Below are 15,257 nucleotides of genomic sequence, written 5' to 3' on the forward strand. Positions count from 1 at the left end.
TGTTGACAGTATAAGCACCCTGCAAACATAATGTAAGAAGGCAAAGCTTTTGGATATTATCCAAATAAATTGACTAACTTTAAAAACGTAAGCAGGAGGGCAGACATGGGCGAAGAATCGTTCGAGTCCGGGAAAGTTTGCGGAAACATTTGCGAAGTGCTGGAAATTCTCGGGGCGAAGTGGGCGTTCGTGGTCATCGCGGAGCTGGCGAAAGGCCCCCGGCGGTTCAACCAACTGCGCCGGAACGTGACCGTCGTCAAAACGCAGTCGCTGACCGATACGCTCCGCCATCTGGAGAAAACCGGCATCGTCCGCCGCGAAGTGTTTCCGACCGTGCCAGTTACCGTGGAATACTCCTTGACCGTGAGAGGAGAAGATTTCCTGTCCGTCCTGACGGAAATGAGCGCCTGGGTCGTCCGGTGGAGAAGCCGCGCATAATTTTCCAACTTCGGTCCATCGTATAGGGGATACCGTTCAAGCCAAGGAGTGAACCGTTCCCTTGAAACGCCATCGAATCTCGATTCCCCTGCTCGCCGCCGCCCTCGCGCTGGTCTGGGTTTCGGCCGCCTACGCGTCCGCCGGCGAAAACACCCCGTACCATTTCGGTTTCAAAAAAAGCCGGAACGGCTCCCTGCCTTCGATCGCCCAAGAAGGATTCATGCCCGTCCTGCAGAAGCACGGGGCCGTATTCCTGGGAGACGTGGGCCGCAAAGAGCTGTATCTCACCTTCGACAACGGCTACGAGAACGGCTATACGACGCGCATCCTCGATACGTTGAAGGAGAAGCAGGTGCCGGCCGCTTTCTTCGTGACGGGGCATTTCGTCAAGGACCAGCCCGATCTCGTCCGCCGCATGGCCGCGGAAGGCCATCTGATCGGCAACCATTCCTGGAGTCACCCCGACCTGAGCCAGTCGGGCCCGGAGCGCATCCGCAGCGAGATGGAGAAGGTGCGCGCCGAAACGGCGGCTTTGACGGGCCGGCCGGACATGCGCTTCATGCGGCCGCCCCGGGGGATTTTCAACGGCCGCATGCTGGAGGAATGCCGCAAGCTCGGCTATACCGGCGTGTTCTGGTCCGTCGCTTATAAGGACTGGGACGTGAACCATCAGCGCGGAGGGCAGTATGCCTATCAAAGCGTGTTGGGGCAGCTGCATCCCGGCGCCGTGATCCTGCTCCACTCCGTTTCCCGCGACAACGCGGAGGCGCTCGGCCGGATCATCGACGATGCCCGAAAGCAAGGCTACGAGTTCAAAAGCCTGGATCGACTGACCGTCAAAACGTACCGTTGATCCGCCAGCCGTATCGCGTTCCCGGAAACAGCCAGTTCCGTTCGGCCGGACTTGGCTGTTTTCCGTTTTTATGGTATAAGAAAATTGTTGTCTTAGCACTCTCAGTGGCTGAGTGCTAATACCAAAGGCGAAAGGGGTACGCGCGCGTGGCCAAAAAAGCGTTCAAAGCCGAATCGAAGCGTCTGCTCGACCTGATGATCCACTCCATCTACACGCAGAAGGAAATTTTCCTGCGGGAGCTGATCTCGAACTCCAGCGACGCGATCGACAAAATCTATTACAAGGCGCTGACCGACGATCGGTTGACGTTCGACAAAGACAACTATTACATCCGGATTTCCGTCGACAAGGACAACCGCCTGCTGACCATCGCCGATACGGGGATCGGCATGACGCAGGAGGATCTGGAAAACAACCTCGGCGTCATTGCCCGCAGCGGCTCGTTCGCGTTCAAGCAGGAGAACGAGCTGAAGGAAGACCACTCGATCATCGGCCAATTCGGCGTCGGGTTCTATTCCGCGTTCATGGTGGCCGACGTCGTGACCGTCATCAGCAAAGCGCTGGGCAGCGACCAAGCCTACAAATGGGAGTCCAAAGGAGCCGACGGCTACACGATCGAGCCTTGCGCGAAGGACGGCGTCGGCACGGAAATCATTTTGAAAATCAAGGAAAACACCGAGGACGAACGTTATGACGAATTCCTGGAAAGCTACCGTTTGCGTTCGATCATCAAGAAGTATTCCGACTTCATCCGTTACCCGATCAAGATGGCGGACTCCGAAGGCCAAGAGGAAACCGTCAACAGCATGGTGCCGATCTGGCGCAAAAACAAAAGCGAGCTGAAGGACGAGGATTACGCCAACTTCTACGCCGAGAAGCATTACGGCTTCGACAAGCCGCTGAAGCATCTCCACATCCAGGCCGACGGCACCGTGGTGTACCGCGCCATCCTGTTCATCCCGGAGAAGCCTCCTTTCGACTTCTACACGAAGGAATACGAGAAGGGACTGGAGCTCTACTCGAACGGCGTGCTCATCATGAACAAGTGCGCCGACCTGCTGCCCGATTATTTCGGCTTCGTCAAAGGCATGGTCGACTCCGAGGACCTGTCGCTCAACATTTCGCGCGAAATGCTGCAGCACGACCGCCAGCTGAAGCAAATCGCCAAAAACATCGCCAGCAAAATCAAAAGCCTGCTGCAAAGCATGATCAAGGACGAACGGGAGAAGTACGAACAGTTCTTCCAGGCGTTCGGCCGGCAGCTCAAGTTCGGCGTGTACAGCGATTTCGGCATGAACAAGGAGACGCTCCAGGACCTGCTCATGTTCCACTCCTCCAAGGAGAAGAAGCTGGTCACGCTGGACGACTACGTCTCCCGGATGCCCGAGGACCAGAAGTACGTTTATTACGCGGTCGGGGAATCGATCGAGCGGATCGAGAAAATGCCGAAAACGGAGCTCGTGCTGGACAAAGGCTACGAAGTGCTGTACTTGACCGAGGACATCGACGAGTTCGCCCTCAAGGTGCTGATGTCCTACAAAGACAAATCGTTCAAATCCGTATCGGACCAGGATTTGGGGATCGAGGCGGATGCCGGGGACGACAAGAACGAAGAGGAAGAGAAAGGCCAAAAAGAGCTGTTCGAGGCGATGAAAGGGTTGCTCGCGGATAAAGTCAAGGACGTGCGTGCCTCCAAGCGGCTGAAATCCCATCCGGTCTGCTTCTCCACCGAAGGAGAAGTCTCGATCGAGATGGAGAAAGTGCTCAGCGCCATGCCGAACAACCAGGACGTCAAAGCCGACAAGGTGCTCGAGATCAACGTCCATCATACGGTGTACCGGTCTTTGAAGGACGCCCACGAGAAAGACCAAGAGAAGCTGGCGCTCTACACGAACCTGTTGTACAACCAGGCGCTGCTCATCGAAGGGCTTCCGATCGAGGACCCGCTCGCGTTCACGAACGATATCTGCAAAGTGATGGTATAAGGGACCGTTCCCGCATATAAATTAACCCGGCGTCGGACCGTTTTTTATCGGTCCTGCCGGGTTTCTTTCAACGCGAAATGCTTAAAGCGGTCCTTGAACTTCCGGATTTCCATCTCGTGCTCGAAAATTTTCGACATCATGAGGCTTTGGGTTTCCTTGGAATCTTCGTTTTGTTCTTCGAGACGGTCCATACGTTCTTCGAGACGGTCCATTCGTTCCTCGAGGCGATCCATTCGGGTTTCGATTCGATCGAGACGCAATTCGATCTGCTCGAACCGGGTTTCGAACCGCTCGAATCTCCGCTGGTTCTCTTCTCTCTCTTCCTCGAAATAAGCCTTTAAAGTTCCAACCGCATGAATCAGTTCCGTTAGCAAATGCTCCATCTGGGCGAACTTTTGGTCGGACATCTTCCCACCGCCTATCGAAAAATGGCCGGAAACGAAAACGAGAGCACCCCGAAAGGTCAACACGCCACGTGTCTCCGCTTTGCGAGGTGCTTCCTCTGCGACTTTTTCTATATTATGGACAAATATCAACCTGCTGTCAATCCATCGAGGTTGCGTTCACGGGCCGCGGTTTATCCAAGGGGTCGCCCAATTCGCGAAGCTGATCGACCAGCTCCCGGTTCAGCATTCGCTGCCAATCGGATGGGCCGGGATATAGATAATCATAATAGATTTCAAAGCGACGCTGAGTCGGAACAGATGGACGAACGATTTGATTTCGCCGTTCTCCCAAGGATCCAGATCCAACAAGATGGAAGCCGGTTCACGATCGATGTGGGAAAGGTAAGTATTCCAATGGTCCGACATGTCCGCACCGCCTCATCGAAGGTCGATCATTGCCCGTCAGCCGTTTTTATTCCCCGATCCGAAACCGATCACGTATCCGTCCGGGTCCCGAACGGAGAATTCCTTCCATGAACCCCAGTCGTGCTCGGTTACCGCGGGCTCGGAAACGATGAAGGCGCCTTGCGTGTTCAGTTCCAGGTAGAGCGCGTCCAATTCGTCATGGGTCCTCACGTATGCGTATGTATTCCAGGTCCCTCGATTCGGCCGGACGTCTTCGGGATCGCCGGCTTGAATCAATTTAAACCCTAAGCCGAAATCGTCCCGGATGGCCCAAAATTCGTTGACATCGCATCCTAACGCCTCTTCGTAATACTTCTTCGACTTTTCGAAATCCGAAACCAACAAGACCGTAAGGGAATTCTCGATTTTCGCTTTGACGGTTTCCGCCATTCCGCAACACGCTCCCGGCACGAAAATGGTAAACATAACCATCGTAGCGAATATATGTTCGCTTGTAAAGAGGGTTTTTTACACCGGCCGGAACTCCTTCGCCCAATAAACTTCCCTCATGTTGATCTGCTGGCGGAGTTTCCGTGCGGTCTCCATCGGGATCTGCCCCAACTCGTACAGCCTTTGCACTTCGTTCCGCTCCGCTTGAAACGCCCGTTCCTGGAGCTCGCGTTCCCGGCGGATCCATTCCCGGGACGCTTTTCGGCGTCGTTGGCTTCGGATCTGCGCGATCCGATCGTTGTATTCCCCGATGACCCGATACACGGCCGCCTGATTGTCGGGGTTGATTTCGCCCCGAAGCGCCTGGATGGCCGCAACCGCCATGTTCACCTGAAGCTTCTGCCGTTGCCGCCGTTTCTCCCGATAAGGGTCCGGCCCCCCGCGTCTTGCCGTGAAGATCGCCTTCACATACCGAAGCCAGCCCTTCAGCATGAGCCCGATCGCCGGGCCGCGAAAAGGGGATCGCCGCCGAGCGGCTTGCTTCATTCGGTGGATGCGTTCGAGGGCGGCCTCCGCGGTTTCCGCGTCGATCCGCTTTTCTTGGATCAAACGGTCCAAATACCGGGCTTCCGCCTCCAGCGCCTTCAGCCGAAGCGACGTCTCCTCCGGCCCGCCCGGCCCGGCTGCGGCCGCCGAATCCGGGTATTGCAGCTGCTGCAGGGCGCGGGTGTAAGAGGCGATGAGGCCGGCGGCCGCTTCCCGGTTGTCGTTTCCCGTTCGCTCGCGGATTTCCCGGATGGCGGCCAGGTGGGTCCGGATCAGCGCTTTTTTCTCCGTCCGTTCTTTGGTGTCGTCCGCGAAAACCGCTTTCGACCCGGCCAGTACGGGCAGGAACAGGCTGGCCGCCGCCAGCGTCACCAGGATGACGCCGGCCGCGATGAACAAAATCAGCGTACGGTGAGGGAACGCGCTGCCGTTCTCCAGGATTTCGGGGATCGAGAACGCGCCGGCCAGCGTTACCGCTCCCCTGACGCCGGATATCGTTATGATTCCGGTCTGCCTCAGGGAGGGCTTGGGGAGGTGCCGGAGCTTCAGCCTCCAGCCGATCCGCCAAGCCGCGTACACCCAGAGCGAGCGAAGCAGCAGCAGCGCCGCGGTGATGACGACGATGAAGCCGAGCACTTCCGCGTTGTCCGTGGTCGGATCGATGAAGCTTTCCCGGGTGACTTCCGGGATTTGCGAGCCGAGCAGCACGAATACGAGCCCGTTCAAGATGTAAAGAATCACGGACCAGGTGCTGCCGGAAGCGATTTGCAGCCTCATTTGCGGAGAAGTCTCCCGATCCCGCTCGATCCCGTGAACGATGCCGGCCGCCACCACCGCCAAAATGCCGGAAACGTGCAGATGCTCCGCCGCCAGATAGATCGCGAAGGGCGTCAGGATTTGAATGAGGATGTGCACGGTGACGTCTTCCATGCCCAGCCGCCGTATCCACACCCTCAAGCGGATGACGAGAACCGCCAGCAAGGCGCCCCCGGCCGCGCCGCCCACGGAGATTTTCAGGAAGCTCCAGACGGCCGCGGGCAGCGAGAAGACGCCGGTCAAAGCGGCAGCCAGCGCGAAATGGAACGCGACGAGCCCGGACGCGTCGTTCATGAGCCCCTCGCCTTCCAGGAGATGCAGGATGGACCCCGGCATCTTCACCCTGCCGGACATGGCGCCCACGGCCACCACGTCCGTCGGCGACAAAATGGCCGCGAGCGCGAAAGCCGCCGGCAGCGGGATCGACGGGATGAGCAAGTGAATCAAGCTGCCGACGGCAACGACGGTGGCGAAGACGAGTCCGAGCGCGAGCAGCAAAATCGGGAACCGCAGCTGCCATAACGCCGTGCGGGACACCCTTCTTCCGTCGTGGAACAGCAAGGGCGCGATGAACAGCACGAAGAACAGCTCGTGGTTCATCGGCACTTGGATGCCCAAGGGCAGAGCCGCGAGCAGAACGCCGAGCGCGATCTGGATCAGCGGGACCGGAACGAACGGCGCGAAATGATTGACGAGATTGGACAGCCCGATCGCGGCCAGCAGCAATAGCACCAACAGGAAAAGTTCCACCGGATTTCGGCCTCCCACGCAACGGCGGCTTGACGTTACATTCGCCAGTATTGTCGAAGATCCGGGGGTTTAAGCCGAGGCGGCGCCGTCAATGAAAAGCCCGGCCGGCTGCGGTAAGCCGGTCGGGCTGGCGAATGCTTCTCGCTTAGGTCCGGAACGCTTCCGCGATCAACTCGTAAGAGCGGATCCGCGCCTCCGGGTCGTGGATCGGACTATTGATCAACATTTCGTCGACTTGATACTCTTCGCCGAGCCGCAGAAGCTGCTCTTTCACTTGGGCAGGCGTCCCGATCACGCGCCGCTGGCGAAGCTGCCGGATCAGCATCAGGTCCATCTCGGTGTACGGGTAATCCATGGCCGTATCGACGGAAGGGAGATTTTTTCGCTCCCTGCCGGTACGAATGCCTAGAAACAGCAAATCGCCGCTCGTCGCCAGACGGTTCGCTTCTTCTTCCGTCTCGGCGCAAATCGCCAGCGTGGCGATCATCGCGCGCGGACGCTCCTCCAGCGCCGCGTTGGGTTCGAAGTGCTCCCGGTAGTAACGGACCGCCTCTTCGCCCCCGGGCGTGCCGAAAAATTCCGCGAAAGCGTAGGACGTGCCCAGAATGGCGGCGAATCTCGCGCTGTCGCCGCTTGAGCCGAGCAGCCAGATTTCCGGAGCGGTCGGAATCGACGGGGAAGCGAGCAGCCCTTCGAACGGGTGCCCGGCCGGCATCGCTTCATGCAGATAGCCGATCAGATCCAGCACCTGCTGCGGATACCGGTCCACGTCGACGCGCTTGTCCTGCTGCAGCGCCCGCGTGGAGAGCGGCATGCCGCCCGGCGCGCGCCCGAGGCCGAGGTCGATCCGGCCCGGGTGCAGCGCCTCCAGCAGCCGGAAATTTTCCGCGACTTTATAAGCGCTGTAGTGCGGCAGCATGATTCCGCCCGAGCCGACGCGGATCCGGGAAGTGGCGGCGGCCAGATGGGCAATCAGCACCTCGGGGCTGGAGAAGGCAAGCGCGGGCATGCCGTGATGCTCGGACACCCAGAAGCGGGAGTAGCCCAGCTTCTCCGCCGCCTGCGCCAGCCGCGTCGACTCGCTCAGCGCGTCCGACGCGGTCCGCCCTTCCGCCACGTATACTTGATCGAGAACGCCCAGCTTCACTCCGTCGTCCGCTCCTCACGCGGTTCCGTTGTCTTTTTCATCCCCATCGCCTCCATCGCCTTCGTCCGTTTCCTCTATTTTCCCACTGTCGGCGGGGTTCAATCAAGTTGCGGGTGTGGACGAGCGGTTACGAGAAGGGGATTAGATCAGCGGATAACGGGGCACATACCGCGGATTCGCGTAATAAGGCGGTCTCGGGCCGATTTTCGGCAGCCGGAACGGCGACGGATTGGCGCCGTTGTACACGTAAACCTTCTCGCCTGTGCGGCCCATCAGCAGAAACCGGACTTCCGGGCTGACCATGTAGAGAGGCATGGCGGGTTCCTCCTCGCGTAACGGGATTTCCTCCAATGTATTCCCGATTAAGGCGAGACGGGAAGGAAACCAGGCACGGCATTCGCCCAATCGCATATTTTAATCGGAAAAGAGCGCAGAATCAGGAGGATTTCCATGTCCAACCGAAATCCGCCGGCAGGCGCCGGCTATCCGATGTACCCTCATTTCGGATCCATCACCCGGTACGAGGAGATTCCCCTCGCCGTGCCGGAGCAGCGTCAATATCGCCAGCCCGGCTTGGAGAGCTTGATGGTCCCGAGGCCGATCGTCGAAAACCCGAACTACAAGGGAAGCGGCAAACTCGCCGGCAAAGTCGCCCTGATCACCGGAGGAGACAGCGGCATCGGCGCGGCGGCGGCCATCGCGTTCGCCAAAGAAGGGGCAGACGTCGCCATCGCCTATTTGGATGAACACGAGGACGCCAACCGCACGAAGCGGAGAATCGAGCAGCTGGGCCGGCATTGCCTGCTGCTGCCGGGCGATCTCAGGGACAAGCGGCATTGCGCCGCCATCGTGGAACGGACGATCCGGTCGTTCGGACGGCTTCACGTTCTCTGCAACAACGTCGGCATCCAGTTTCAGCAGCTCAGCCTGCTGGACATTACCGACGAACAATTCGAGGACACGTTCCGGGTGAACTTCTTTTCGCATTTCTACACGACCCGAGCCGCGCTCCCTTGCCTGAAAGCCGGAAGCTCCATTATCAACACCGCTTCGGTCGTCGCTTATTACGGCAACGATCAATTGATCGATTACACCGCGACCAAAGGCGCGATCGTCGGATTCACGCGAGCCTTGGCGCGAAACCTGGTCCAACAAGGCATCCGGGTCAACGCGGTAGCGCCGGGCCGCATTTGGACGCCGCTGATCCCCTCCAGCTTCTCCGCCGATCAGGTCGCCTTGGCGGACAATCCGATGCAGCGCCAAGGCCAGCCGTTCGAGCTGGCTCCCGCTTACGTGTATCTGGCATCCGACGATTCGCGGTTCATGACCGGGCAGACCCTTCACGTTAACGGCGGACAGGTGATGTCCTCGTAGGCCGACCGATCACCGTCCATGTTTGAGCAACTGCCAGGCGAGAGACGAAATCCACGTCCAGCCCAGCACGACCGCCGCGGAAAAGGCGATATTGAGCGCGGGGTGGGCGTTGCCCGAAGAAATCCCGGCGAACGCGGCGAAGAACAGTACGCCCGTCGCGGCGGAATACAGTCCCCAGCCCTTCCGGTTCGACCGGAAGAACCGGCGGGCGAACGCCAGGCAAGCGGCGATCAGGCACAAGAAACCGAACCCTCCGCAGACGAAGTGCATCAGCCCGCTGAAGCTGGTCTGCTCCGGACTGCCCTCCGGCGCGCCGACCGGGAACCCGAGCGCCGGATCGGCGACGAACATGCCCGCGCCGAACAGCCCGAGACCATAACCGCCGATCAGCAGCGGTCCCCACAATCCGCCCGTACCGCGCGCGAAGGTCCGTCCGGCAGCAACCGCGAACGCCAGCACGAGCACGGCGCTTAACAGAAAGTTCGAAATCTGGATCCAACCCAAATCCCCATTGCTCAGCAAGCTGAGCGCGTGGCGGCGGATATCGAAGCCTTCGCGCGTCAGCGCTTGAATCGTGCCGACCGCCACGTACAGCGGACCTGCGGCGATTCCGCACTTCAAGCCCAGCGCGATACCGTTGGCCGATTTTCCACGCAAAGATTCCTTTACGGCACCCCTGTGTCCGGATTGCCGTCCGACTTCCAACGCCGCTTCGTTCACCCATTGCTTTTTCATGTTCCAACATCCTCCCTTATACGAATGCGAGGCACCGTTTTCGGCCTCTTTACTCACACAACGAACGGCAACCAACGAAATCGACACCGCGCACATATTTTTTTCGAAAAAAAATCCGCGGTTGACCCTCTTGTACATCCCGACCTATATTTACATTAATAGGAAAGCGATATTTTCCGAAAAAAGTTGTTCCGAACATGTCGATTTCCTTGAAAGCCGTTCGTCGTGGTAGTAGATGCGATCAAATCGCGATCAATCTCAGAGCGAGGGATGAACGAATGAACCCGATTTTTTCGAAAGACGGCACCCCGATTGCTTACTCGAAAGTCGGACAAGGCCCGGCATTGATCCTGGTCGACGGGGCGATGTGCTACCGGGCGTCCGGTCCGAACGGCCCGCTGGCGGACCGGCTGTCTCCCCATTTCACCGTATACACCTATGACCGCCGCGGGCGAGGAGAGAGCGGCGACGCGAAACCTTACGCGGTCGAGCGGGAGGTCGAAGACCTCGAGGCGCTGATCGAAGCCGCGGGCGGGACTGCCGACGTCTTCGGCATTTCCTCCGGAGCCGCCCTCGCGCTGGAAGCGGCAAAACGCCTCCCGTCGATCCGCAAGCTGGTCCTGTACGAAGCGCCTTTCGTCGTCGACCGCAGCCGGCCTCCGGTTCCGGAGCTCTATCCAGCCGAAATGGACCGGCTGTTAGCCGGCAACCGCAGGGGAGCGGCCGTCAAGCTTTTCATGCGAAAAGGCGTAGGACTGCCCGCTTTCGTGACGGCGATGATGCCCCTCATGCCCGCTTGGTCCAAGCTGAAGGCGGTCGCGCATACGCTTCCTTACGATACGATGCTGACCATAGGCTTTCAGAAAGGGGAGCCGCTGCCCGCCGATTATTGGTCTTCCGTCCAAGCGCCGGCGCTCGTCGTTTACGGAGGGAAAAGCCCCGCTTGGATGCAGAACGGGATGAAGGCGCTGGCCCAAGCGCTTCCGAAGGCCGAAAGCCGGACATTGGACGGGGAAACCCATATGGTGAAGCCGGACAAACTCGCGCCGCTCATGACGGAATATTTTCGGAACGAAAATTGAAACTTGAGGAGGAAATCGGCATGAAATTCAAAGCGACCTTGGAATTGAACGGAAAAACGGCGACCGGAATCGAGGTTCCGGAGGCGATCGTCACCGCGCTGGGCGGAGGCAAGAAACCGGCCGTCGTCGTGAAGATCGGCGCGTATGCCTACCGCAGCACGGTGGCGTCGATGGGCGGCCGCTACATGCTGCCGGTCAGCTCGGAGCACCGCGCCGGAGCCGGCGTGGAGGCCGGAGACGTAATCGAGATCGAGCTGGAACTGGACGACCAGCCGCGAGAGGCGATCGTGCCGGACGATTTCGCGGAAGCGTTGGGACGCAACGAGGCAGCGCGGCAGTACTTCGACCGCTTGTCGTACAGCAACAAGCGCCGGATCCTCTTGAACATCGAGGGAGCCAAAACCGCCGAAACCCGCCAAAGACGAATCGAGAAATCGCTCGACTCGCTGCGGGAGGGCAAAATCCCTTAAAAGGCGAATAAGGGCTGTTCCAGCGGACGGTATCCGCGGGAACAGCCCTTCGTTTATGCGGTTAGAGAGCAACCTTATCCCTATCGCTTTCCTTTTCAACATTTTCCGGCCCGATTACAAAATAGCAGAGATTCGAAGCAAGAATTGCGGACTTAGCCGGCCGATGAATGTGGTATAATCACGTTGGTTTGCAGATAGAATCAAAAATGTTTTAGAAGAAAAACGGAAACAGGTGACCCCATGTTTGAACTCAAATGGCTGTGGAAGAATCTGGAGGGGAACCGGGCGCGGTATATTTTGGCGCTCTGCCTCTCGGTCGTCGGCTCCACGCTTACGATCGTCAATCCCTATCTCAGCCAACGCTTGATCGACACGTTTATCGCCGGACAAGACGCGCGGCAAAACCTGATCGACCAACGAGGCCTGCTGATCATGCTTTGCTTGGGAATGATCGGCTTTTCCCTGCTGCGCACGGGACTCGCGTATCTGACGATGATGCAGTACGAGCGTTCCTCGCAAAACATGCTCTACAACATCCGGATTTATCTCTACAACAAGATCCAAGGTCAAGACCAGGAATATTACAACCATAACCGCACCGGCGACTTGATGACGAAAATGACGGGCGACCTGGAAATGGTGCGGCACTCGATGGCGTGGATCATCAAGACGATCGTCGAATCGCTCACGATTTTCGTCGCCGCGGTCATTTATTTCTTCACGATCGACGCGGAGCTGACGCTGTGGCTGCTGCTCCTGGCGCCTCCGATCTTCATCGTGGCCTTCCTGTTCGCCAAGCGGGTCCGTCCGATGTACGTCGACCTGCGCCAGCGGCTTTCGCAGTTAAACTCGACCACGCAGGAAAATATCGCGGGCAACCGGGTCGTCAAAGCTTTCGCCCGCGAGGAACACGAAGTCGAGAAATTCACGGCCAAAAACGCCGAGTTCTCCAAGGCCAACAAAGCAGCCGCCATGGTGTGGCTCGACTACTTCCCATTTTTGGAAACGTTCGCGCAAGCCTTTAACGTGATCCTGATGCTGGCCGGCGGCCTGTTCGTCATGAACGGGCGGATCACCTTCGGCGAATACGCGGCTTTCTCGTCCCTCATCTGGGCGGTCTCCAACCCGATGCGCAACATCGGCATGATCATCAACGACTTCCAGCGCTTCTTCGCCAGCATGGCGAAGATCCTGGAAATCTACTACGCCAAGCCGAAAATCGTCAACGAGCACCGCGCCGGCCGCAAACGGCGTTATGACGGCCATATCCGATTCGATCGCGTCACCTTCAAATACGACGGCGCGAACGTGCTCCACGACGTGAGCTTCACGGTGCAGCCGGGCGAGACCGTCGCCATCATGGGGGCGACGGGATCCGGGAAAACGACGATCGTGAACCTCATCCCGCGGTTTTACGACGTATCCGAGGGACGCGTGCTGGTCGACGGCGTGGACGTGCGGGAGCTGGAGCTGGATGAGCTGCGCGGCAATATCGGCATCGCGACGCAGGACGTCCTCCTGTTCTCCGACACGATCGACGGCAACATCGCCTACGGCGACCCCGACCTTCCGGAGGAGGAAACGTACCGTTACGCCCGGCTCGCCGCCGCGCACGATTTCATCGTCAAAATGCCGGAAGGCTACGACACCATCGTCGGCGAACGCGGCGTCGGCTTGTCCGGCGGGCAGAAGCAGCGCATCGCGCTCGCGCGCGCCATGGCGGTGCGCCGCCCGATCCTGATCCTGGACGACACGACGTCCGCGGTCGATCTCGAGACCGAGACGCATATCCAGCAAAGCTTGCGGGATTTGGATTTCCAATGCACGAAGATCATCATCGCCCAACGCGTATCCACGACCGCGAAGGCCGACCGCATCCTCATCCTGGACGGCGGGCGCGTCGTCGAGGAAGGCACCCACGCCGAGCTGCTGGCCAAGCGGGGTTATTACTACGACGTGTTCATGCTCCAGAACGAAGGCATCGGAAGGCAGGTGACCGCCCATGGCCCGCAATAAATTCGACATCGACGAGAACTTGGAATCCCCTTTCGATATCCGTCACTTCAAGCGCGCGATGGTCTACATCAACAAACAGAAAAAACCCATGTCCGTCGCGTTCGTCCTCAGCGCGCTGTCGGCCGCCATCGGGCTGTCGGCTCCGCTGATCATGCAGCATGTCGTCGACGTGACCATTCCCGCGAAAGCCGTATGGCCGCTGATCGGGTGGTCGGGGCTGATGCTGCTCACCATCGTGGTCAGCGTCATTCTGGCTACCATCCGCTCGCGCATCATGACGAACGTCGGCCAGGAGATCATTTTCCAAATCCGAACGGACTTGTTCAAGCATTTGCAGGAGCTGCCGTTCAAATATTACGACGATCGGCCGCAGGGCAAAATCCTGATCCGGATCGTCAACTACGTCAACGCCGTATCGGACGTGCTGTCCAACGGCATCATCAACTTCATCCTGGAGATCGTGAACCTGATTTTCATCGCCGCGTTCATGTTCGCCGTCGACGTCCGGCTTTCGTTCATTATCCTGGCGGGGCTTCCCGTTTTCGGGGGCATCATGCTGCTGATCAAAAACCGGCAGCGTCGCGCATGGCAGGCGGTATCCAACAAAAGCTCCAACCTGAACGCCTACTTGCAGGAAAGCATCAGCGGCATCGGGGTCACGCAAATTTTCTCCCGCGAGGCGCGCAACGAGGGCATCTTTACCCGGCTGGCGGGCAATTTCCGCAAAGAATGGATGACCGCCATCCATTACAACGCCCTGATTCCGTTTACCGTCGACAATCTGGCCACGATCGTCACGACGCTTATTTATTTCATCGGACTGCTGGCGCTAAGCCCCGCGGACGTGACGTTCGGCGTCATCCTCGCCATGAGCAGCTATGCGGCCCGCTTCTGGCAGCCGATCCTGAACCTCTCGAACCTGTACAACGGCTTCATCAACGCCGTCGCGTATTTGGAGCGCATTTTCGAAACGTTGGATGAGCCGGTGACGATCAAGGACGCGCCGGGGGCGAAAGCTTTGCCTCCCGTCCGCGGCAACGTGACGTTCGACAACGTCACCTTCGCTTACGACGCGGGGAATACCATCCTGGAAAATCTCTCGTTCGAAATCAAAGCCGGCGAAAGCATCGCGCTGGTCGGACCGACGGGCGCCGGCAAGACGACGGTCGTCAACCTGATCTCGCGCTTCTACGACTTGAGCGGCGGACGGATTCTGGTCGACGGGCACGACATTTCGCAGGTCACGCTCAAATCGTTGCGCAGCCAAATGGGGATCATGCTGCAGGACAGCTTCGTCTTCTCCGGCACGATCCTGGACAACATCCGGTACGGCCGGCTCGACGCCACCGAGGAAGAGGTCATCGCCGCCGCCAAGACGGTCTGCGCCGACGAGTTCATCCGCGAGTTCGAGCACGGCTACCGGACCGAGGTCAACGAGCGCGGCTCTAAGCTGTCGCAAGGACAGCGGCAGCTCATCTCGTTCGCCCGGACGCTGCTCGCCGATCCCCGGATTCTCATCCTGGACGAAGCCACGTCGTCGATCGACGCCAAGACCGAGCGCCTGCTCCAGCAAGGGTTGAACGAGCTGCTCAAAGGCCGCACCTCGTTCATCATCGCGCACCGGCTGTCCACCGTGAAGAACTGCGACCGCATCATGTACGTCTCGAACAAAGGCATCGCCGAATGCGGCTCGCACGATGAGCTCATGGCGCGCAAGGGCCTCTACTACCGGCTCTATACCGCGCAGAAGATGGAAGCCTAAAAAAGGAGTAAAAAGCCCCCGATTCGAATCGGTCGAATCGGG

15 protein-coding genes are annotated in these 15,257 nt (G+C 58.9%); 8 read left to right on the top strand and 7 right to left on the bottom strand.

Annotation, left to right across the window (positions count from 1 at the left end; translation table 11 throughout):
- The first annotated feature begins 105 nt into the window (after positions 1-105).
- The 3 genes from PTZ19_RS14325 (at position 106) to htpG (ending at position 3,276) form a co-directional block, all read left to right on the top strand.
- Positions 106-438, top strand: a complete 333-nt coding sequence (locus PTZ19_RS14325) for a winged helix-turn-helix transcriptional regulator (protein WP_276355649.1) — start codon at positions 106-108, stop codon at positions 436-438.
- A 61-nt stretch (positions 439-499) separates the two neighbouring features.
- Positions 500-1,291 carry a delta-lactam-biosynthetic de-N-acetylase gene (gene pdaA, locus PTZ19_RS14330; RefSeq protein WP_422615001.1) on the top strand — a complete coding sequence of 264 codons (792 nt, stop codon included), beginning with the start codon at positions 500-502 and terminating at the stop codon, positions 1,289-1,291.
- A gap of 146 nt (positions 1,292-1,437) precedes the next feature.
- Positions 1,438-3,276, top strand: coding sequence for a molecular chaperone HtpG (htpG, locus tag PTZ19_RS14335; RefSeq protein WP_276355651.1), 1,839 nt, complete (start codon positions 1,438-1,440; stop codon positions 3,274-3,276).
- 44 nt (positions 3,277-3,320) lie between these two features.
- Here the strand turns inward: htpG and PTZ19_RS14340 are convergent, their stop codons facing one another.
- The 6 genes from PTZ19_RS14340 to PTZ19_RS14365 form a co-directional block, all read right to left on the bottom strand.
- Complete coding sequence (locus tag PTZ19_RS14340; protein ID WP_276355653.1) at positions 3,321-3,683, bottom strand: hypothetical protein; 363 nt, start codon at positions 3,681-3,683, stop codon at positions 3,321-3,323.
- A 219-nt stretch (positions 3,684-3,902) separates the two neighbouring features.
- Positions 3,903-4,088 carry a hypothetical protein gene (locus tag PTZ19_RS14345; RefSeq protein ID WP_276355656.1) on the bottom strand — a complete coding sequence of 62 codons (186 nt, stop codon included), beginning with the start codon at positions 4,086-4,088 and terminating at the stop codon, positions 3,903-3,905.
- Positions 4,089-4,124: 36 nt separating this feature from the next.
- Positions 4,125-4,517, bottom strand: a complete 393-nt coding sequence (locus PTZ19_RS14350; RefSeq protein ID WP_276355657.1) for a VOC family protein — start codon at positions 4,515-4,517, stop codon at positions 4,125-4,127.
- 78 nt (positions 4,518-4,595) lie between these two features.
- On the bottom strand, positions 4,596-6,629 hold the full coding sequence (locus tag PTZ19_RS14355; protein WP_276355659.1) for a Na+/H+ antiporter: 2,034 nt from the start codon (positions 6,627-6,629) through the stop codon (positions 4,596-4,598).
- Between the two features lie 145 nt (positions 6,630-6,774).
- Positions 6,775-7,776: an LLM class flavin-dependent oxidoreductase gene (locus tag PTZ19_RS14360; RefSeq protein WP_276355661.1), complete on the bottom strand. Its 1,002-nt coding sequence runs from the start codon at positions 7,774-7,776 to the stop codon at positions 6,775-6,777.
- A 141-nt stretch (positions 7,777-7,917) separates the two neighbouring features.
- Positions 7,918-8,091, bottom strand: a complete 174-nt coding sequence (locus tag PTZ19_RS14365) for a hypothetical protein (RefSeq protein WP_276355663.1) — start codon at positions 8,089-8,091, stop codon at positions 7,918-7,920.
- Between the two features lie 135 nt (positions 8,092-8,226).
- On the opposite strand from PTZ19_RS14365, the gene PTZ19_RS14370 reads away from it, so the two are divergent.
- Positions 8,227-9,150, top strand: coding sequence for an SDR family oxidoreductase (locus PTZ19_RS14370; RefSeq protein ID WP_276355665.1), 924 nt, complete (start codon positions 8,227-8,229; stop codon positions 9,148-9,150).
- A gap of 9 nt (positions 9,151-9,159) precedes the next feature.
- On the opposite strand, the gene PTZ19_RS14375 is transcribed toward PTZ19_RS14370, so the two are convergent.
- Entirely contained in the window at positions 9,160-9,885 is a 726-nt protein-coding gene (locus PTZ19_RS14375) for a DUF998 domain-containing protein (protein ID WP_276355667.1), read from the bottom strand.
- 278 nt (positions 9,886-10,163) lie between these two features.
- On the opposite strand from PTZ19_RS14375, the gene PTZ19_RS14380 reads away from it, so the two are divergent.
- The 4 genes from PTZ19_RS14380 to PTZ19_RS14395 all read left to right on the top strand — a co-directional run bounded on the left by PTZ19_RS14380 (position 10,164) and on the right by PTZ19_RS14395 (position 15,215).
- Positions 10,164-10,967 (top strand): alpha/beta fold hydrolase, encoded by an 804-nt coding sequence (locus PTZ19_RS14380; RefSeq protein ID WP_276355669.1) that lies wholly within the window; start codon positions 10,164-10,166, stop codon positions 10,965-10,967.
- 20 nt (positions 10,968-10,987) lie between these two features.
- Positions 10,988-11,437: a YdeI/OmpD-associated family protein gene (locus PTZ19_RS14385; protein ID WP_276355671.1), complete on the top strand. Its 450-nt coding sequence runs from the start codon at positions 10,988-10,990 to the stop codon at positions 11,435-11,437.
- A gap of 240 nt (positions 11,438-11,677) precedes the next feature.
- On the top strand, positions 11,678-13,453 hold the full coding sequence (locus PTZ19_RS14390) for an ABC transporter ATP-binding protein (protein ID WP_276355676.1): 1,776 nt from the start codon (positions 11,678-11,680) through the stop codon (positions 13,451-13,453).
- Entirely contained in the window at positions 13,440-15,215 is a 1,776-nt protein-coding gene (locus tag PTZ19_RS14395; protein WP_276355679.1) for an ABC transporter ATP-binding protein, read from the top strand. The genes PTZ19_RS14390 and PTZ19_RS14395 overlap by 14 nt, the downstream gene beginning before the upstream one ends.
- Positions 15,216-15,257: the final 42 nt, after the last annotated feature.

It is taken from the genome of Cohnella caldifontis (genome assembly GCF_029360585.1).
GTDB lineage: Bacteria > Bacillota > Bacilli > Paenibacillales > Paenibacillaceae > Cohnella > Cohnella caldifontis.

Bases quoted from the DNA above. Each gene is read 5' to 3' on its own strand.
- PTZ19_RS14325 (WP_276355649.1), top strand. From the start codon at position 106: ATGGGCGAAGAATCGTTCGAGTCCGGGAAAGTTTGCGGAAACATTTGC.
- PTZ19_RS14340 (WP_276355653.1), bottom strand. From the start codon at position 3,683: ATGTCCGACCAAAAGTTCGCCCAGATGGAGCATTTGCTAACGGAACTG.
- PTZ19_RS14345 (WP_276355656.1), bottom strand. From the start codon at position 4,088: ATGTCGGACCATTGGAATACTTACCTTTCCCACATCGATCGTGAACCG.
- PTZ19_RS14350 (WP_276355657.1), bottom strand. From the start codon at position 4,517: ATGGCGGAAACCGTCAAAGCGAAAATCGAGAATTCCCTTACGGTCTTG.
- PTZ19_RS14365 (WP_276355663.1), bottom strand. From the start codon at position 8,091: ATGCCTCTCTACATGGTCAGCCCGGAAGTCCGGTTTCTGCTGATGGGC.
- PTZ19_RS14370 (WP_276355665.1), top strand. From the start codon at position 8,227: ATGTCCAACCGAAATCCGCCGGCAGGCGCCGGCTATCCGATGTACCCT.
- PTZ19_RS14375 (WP_276355667.1), bottom strand. From the start codon at position 9,885: ATGAAAAAGCAATGGGTGAACGAAGCGGCGTTGGAAGTCGGACGGCAA.
- PTZ19_RS14380 (WP_276355669.1), top strand. From the start codon at position 10,164: ATGAACCCGATTTTTTCGAAAGACGGCACCCCGATTGCTTACTCGAAA.
- PTZ19_RS14385 (WP_276355671.1), top strand. From the start codon at position 10,988: ATGAAATTCAAAGCGACCTTGGAATTGAACGGAAAAACGGCGACCGGA.
- PTZ19_RS14390 (WP_276355676.1), top strand. From the start codon at position 11,678: ATGTTTGAACTCAAATGGCTGTGGAAGAATCTGGAGGGGAACCGGGCG.
- PTZ19_RS14395 (WP_276355679.1), top strand. From the start codon at position 13,440: ATGGCCCGCAATAAATTCGACATCGACGAGAACTTGGAATCCCCTTTC.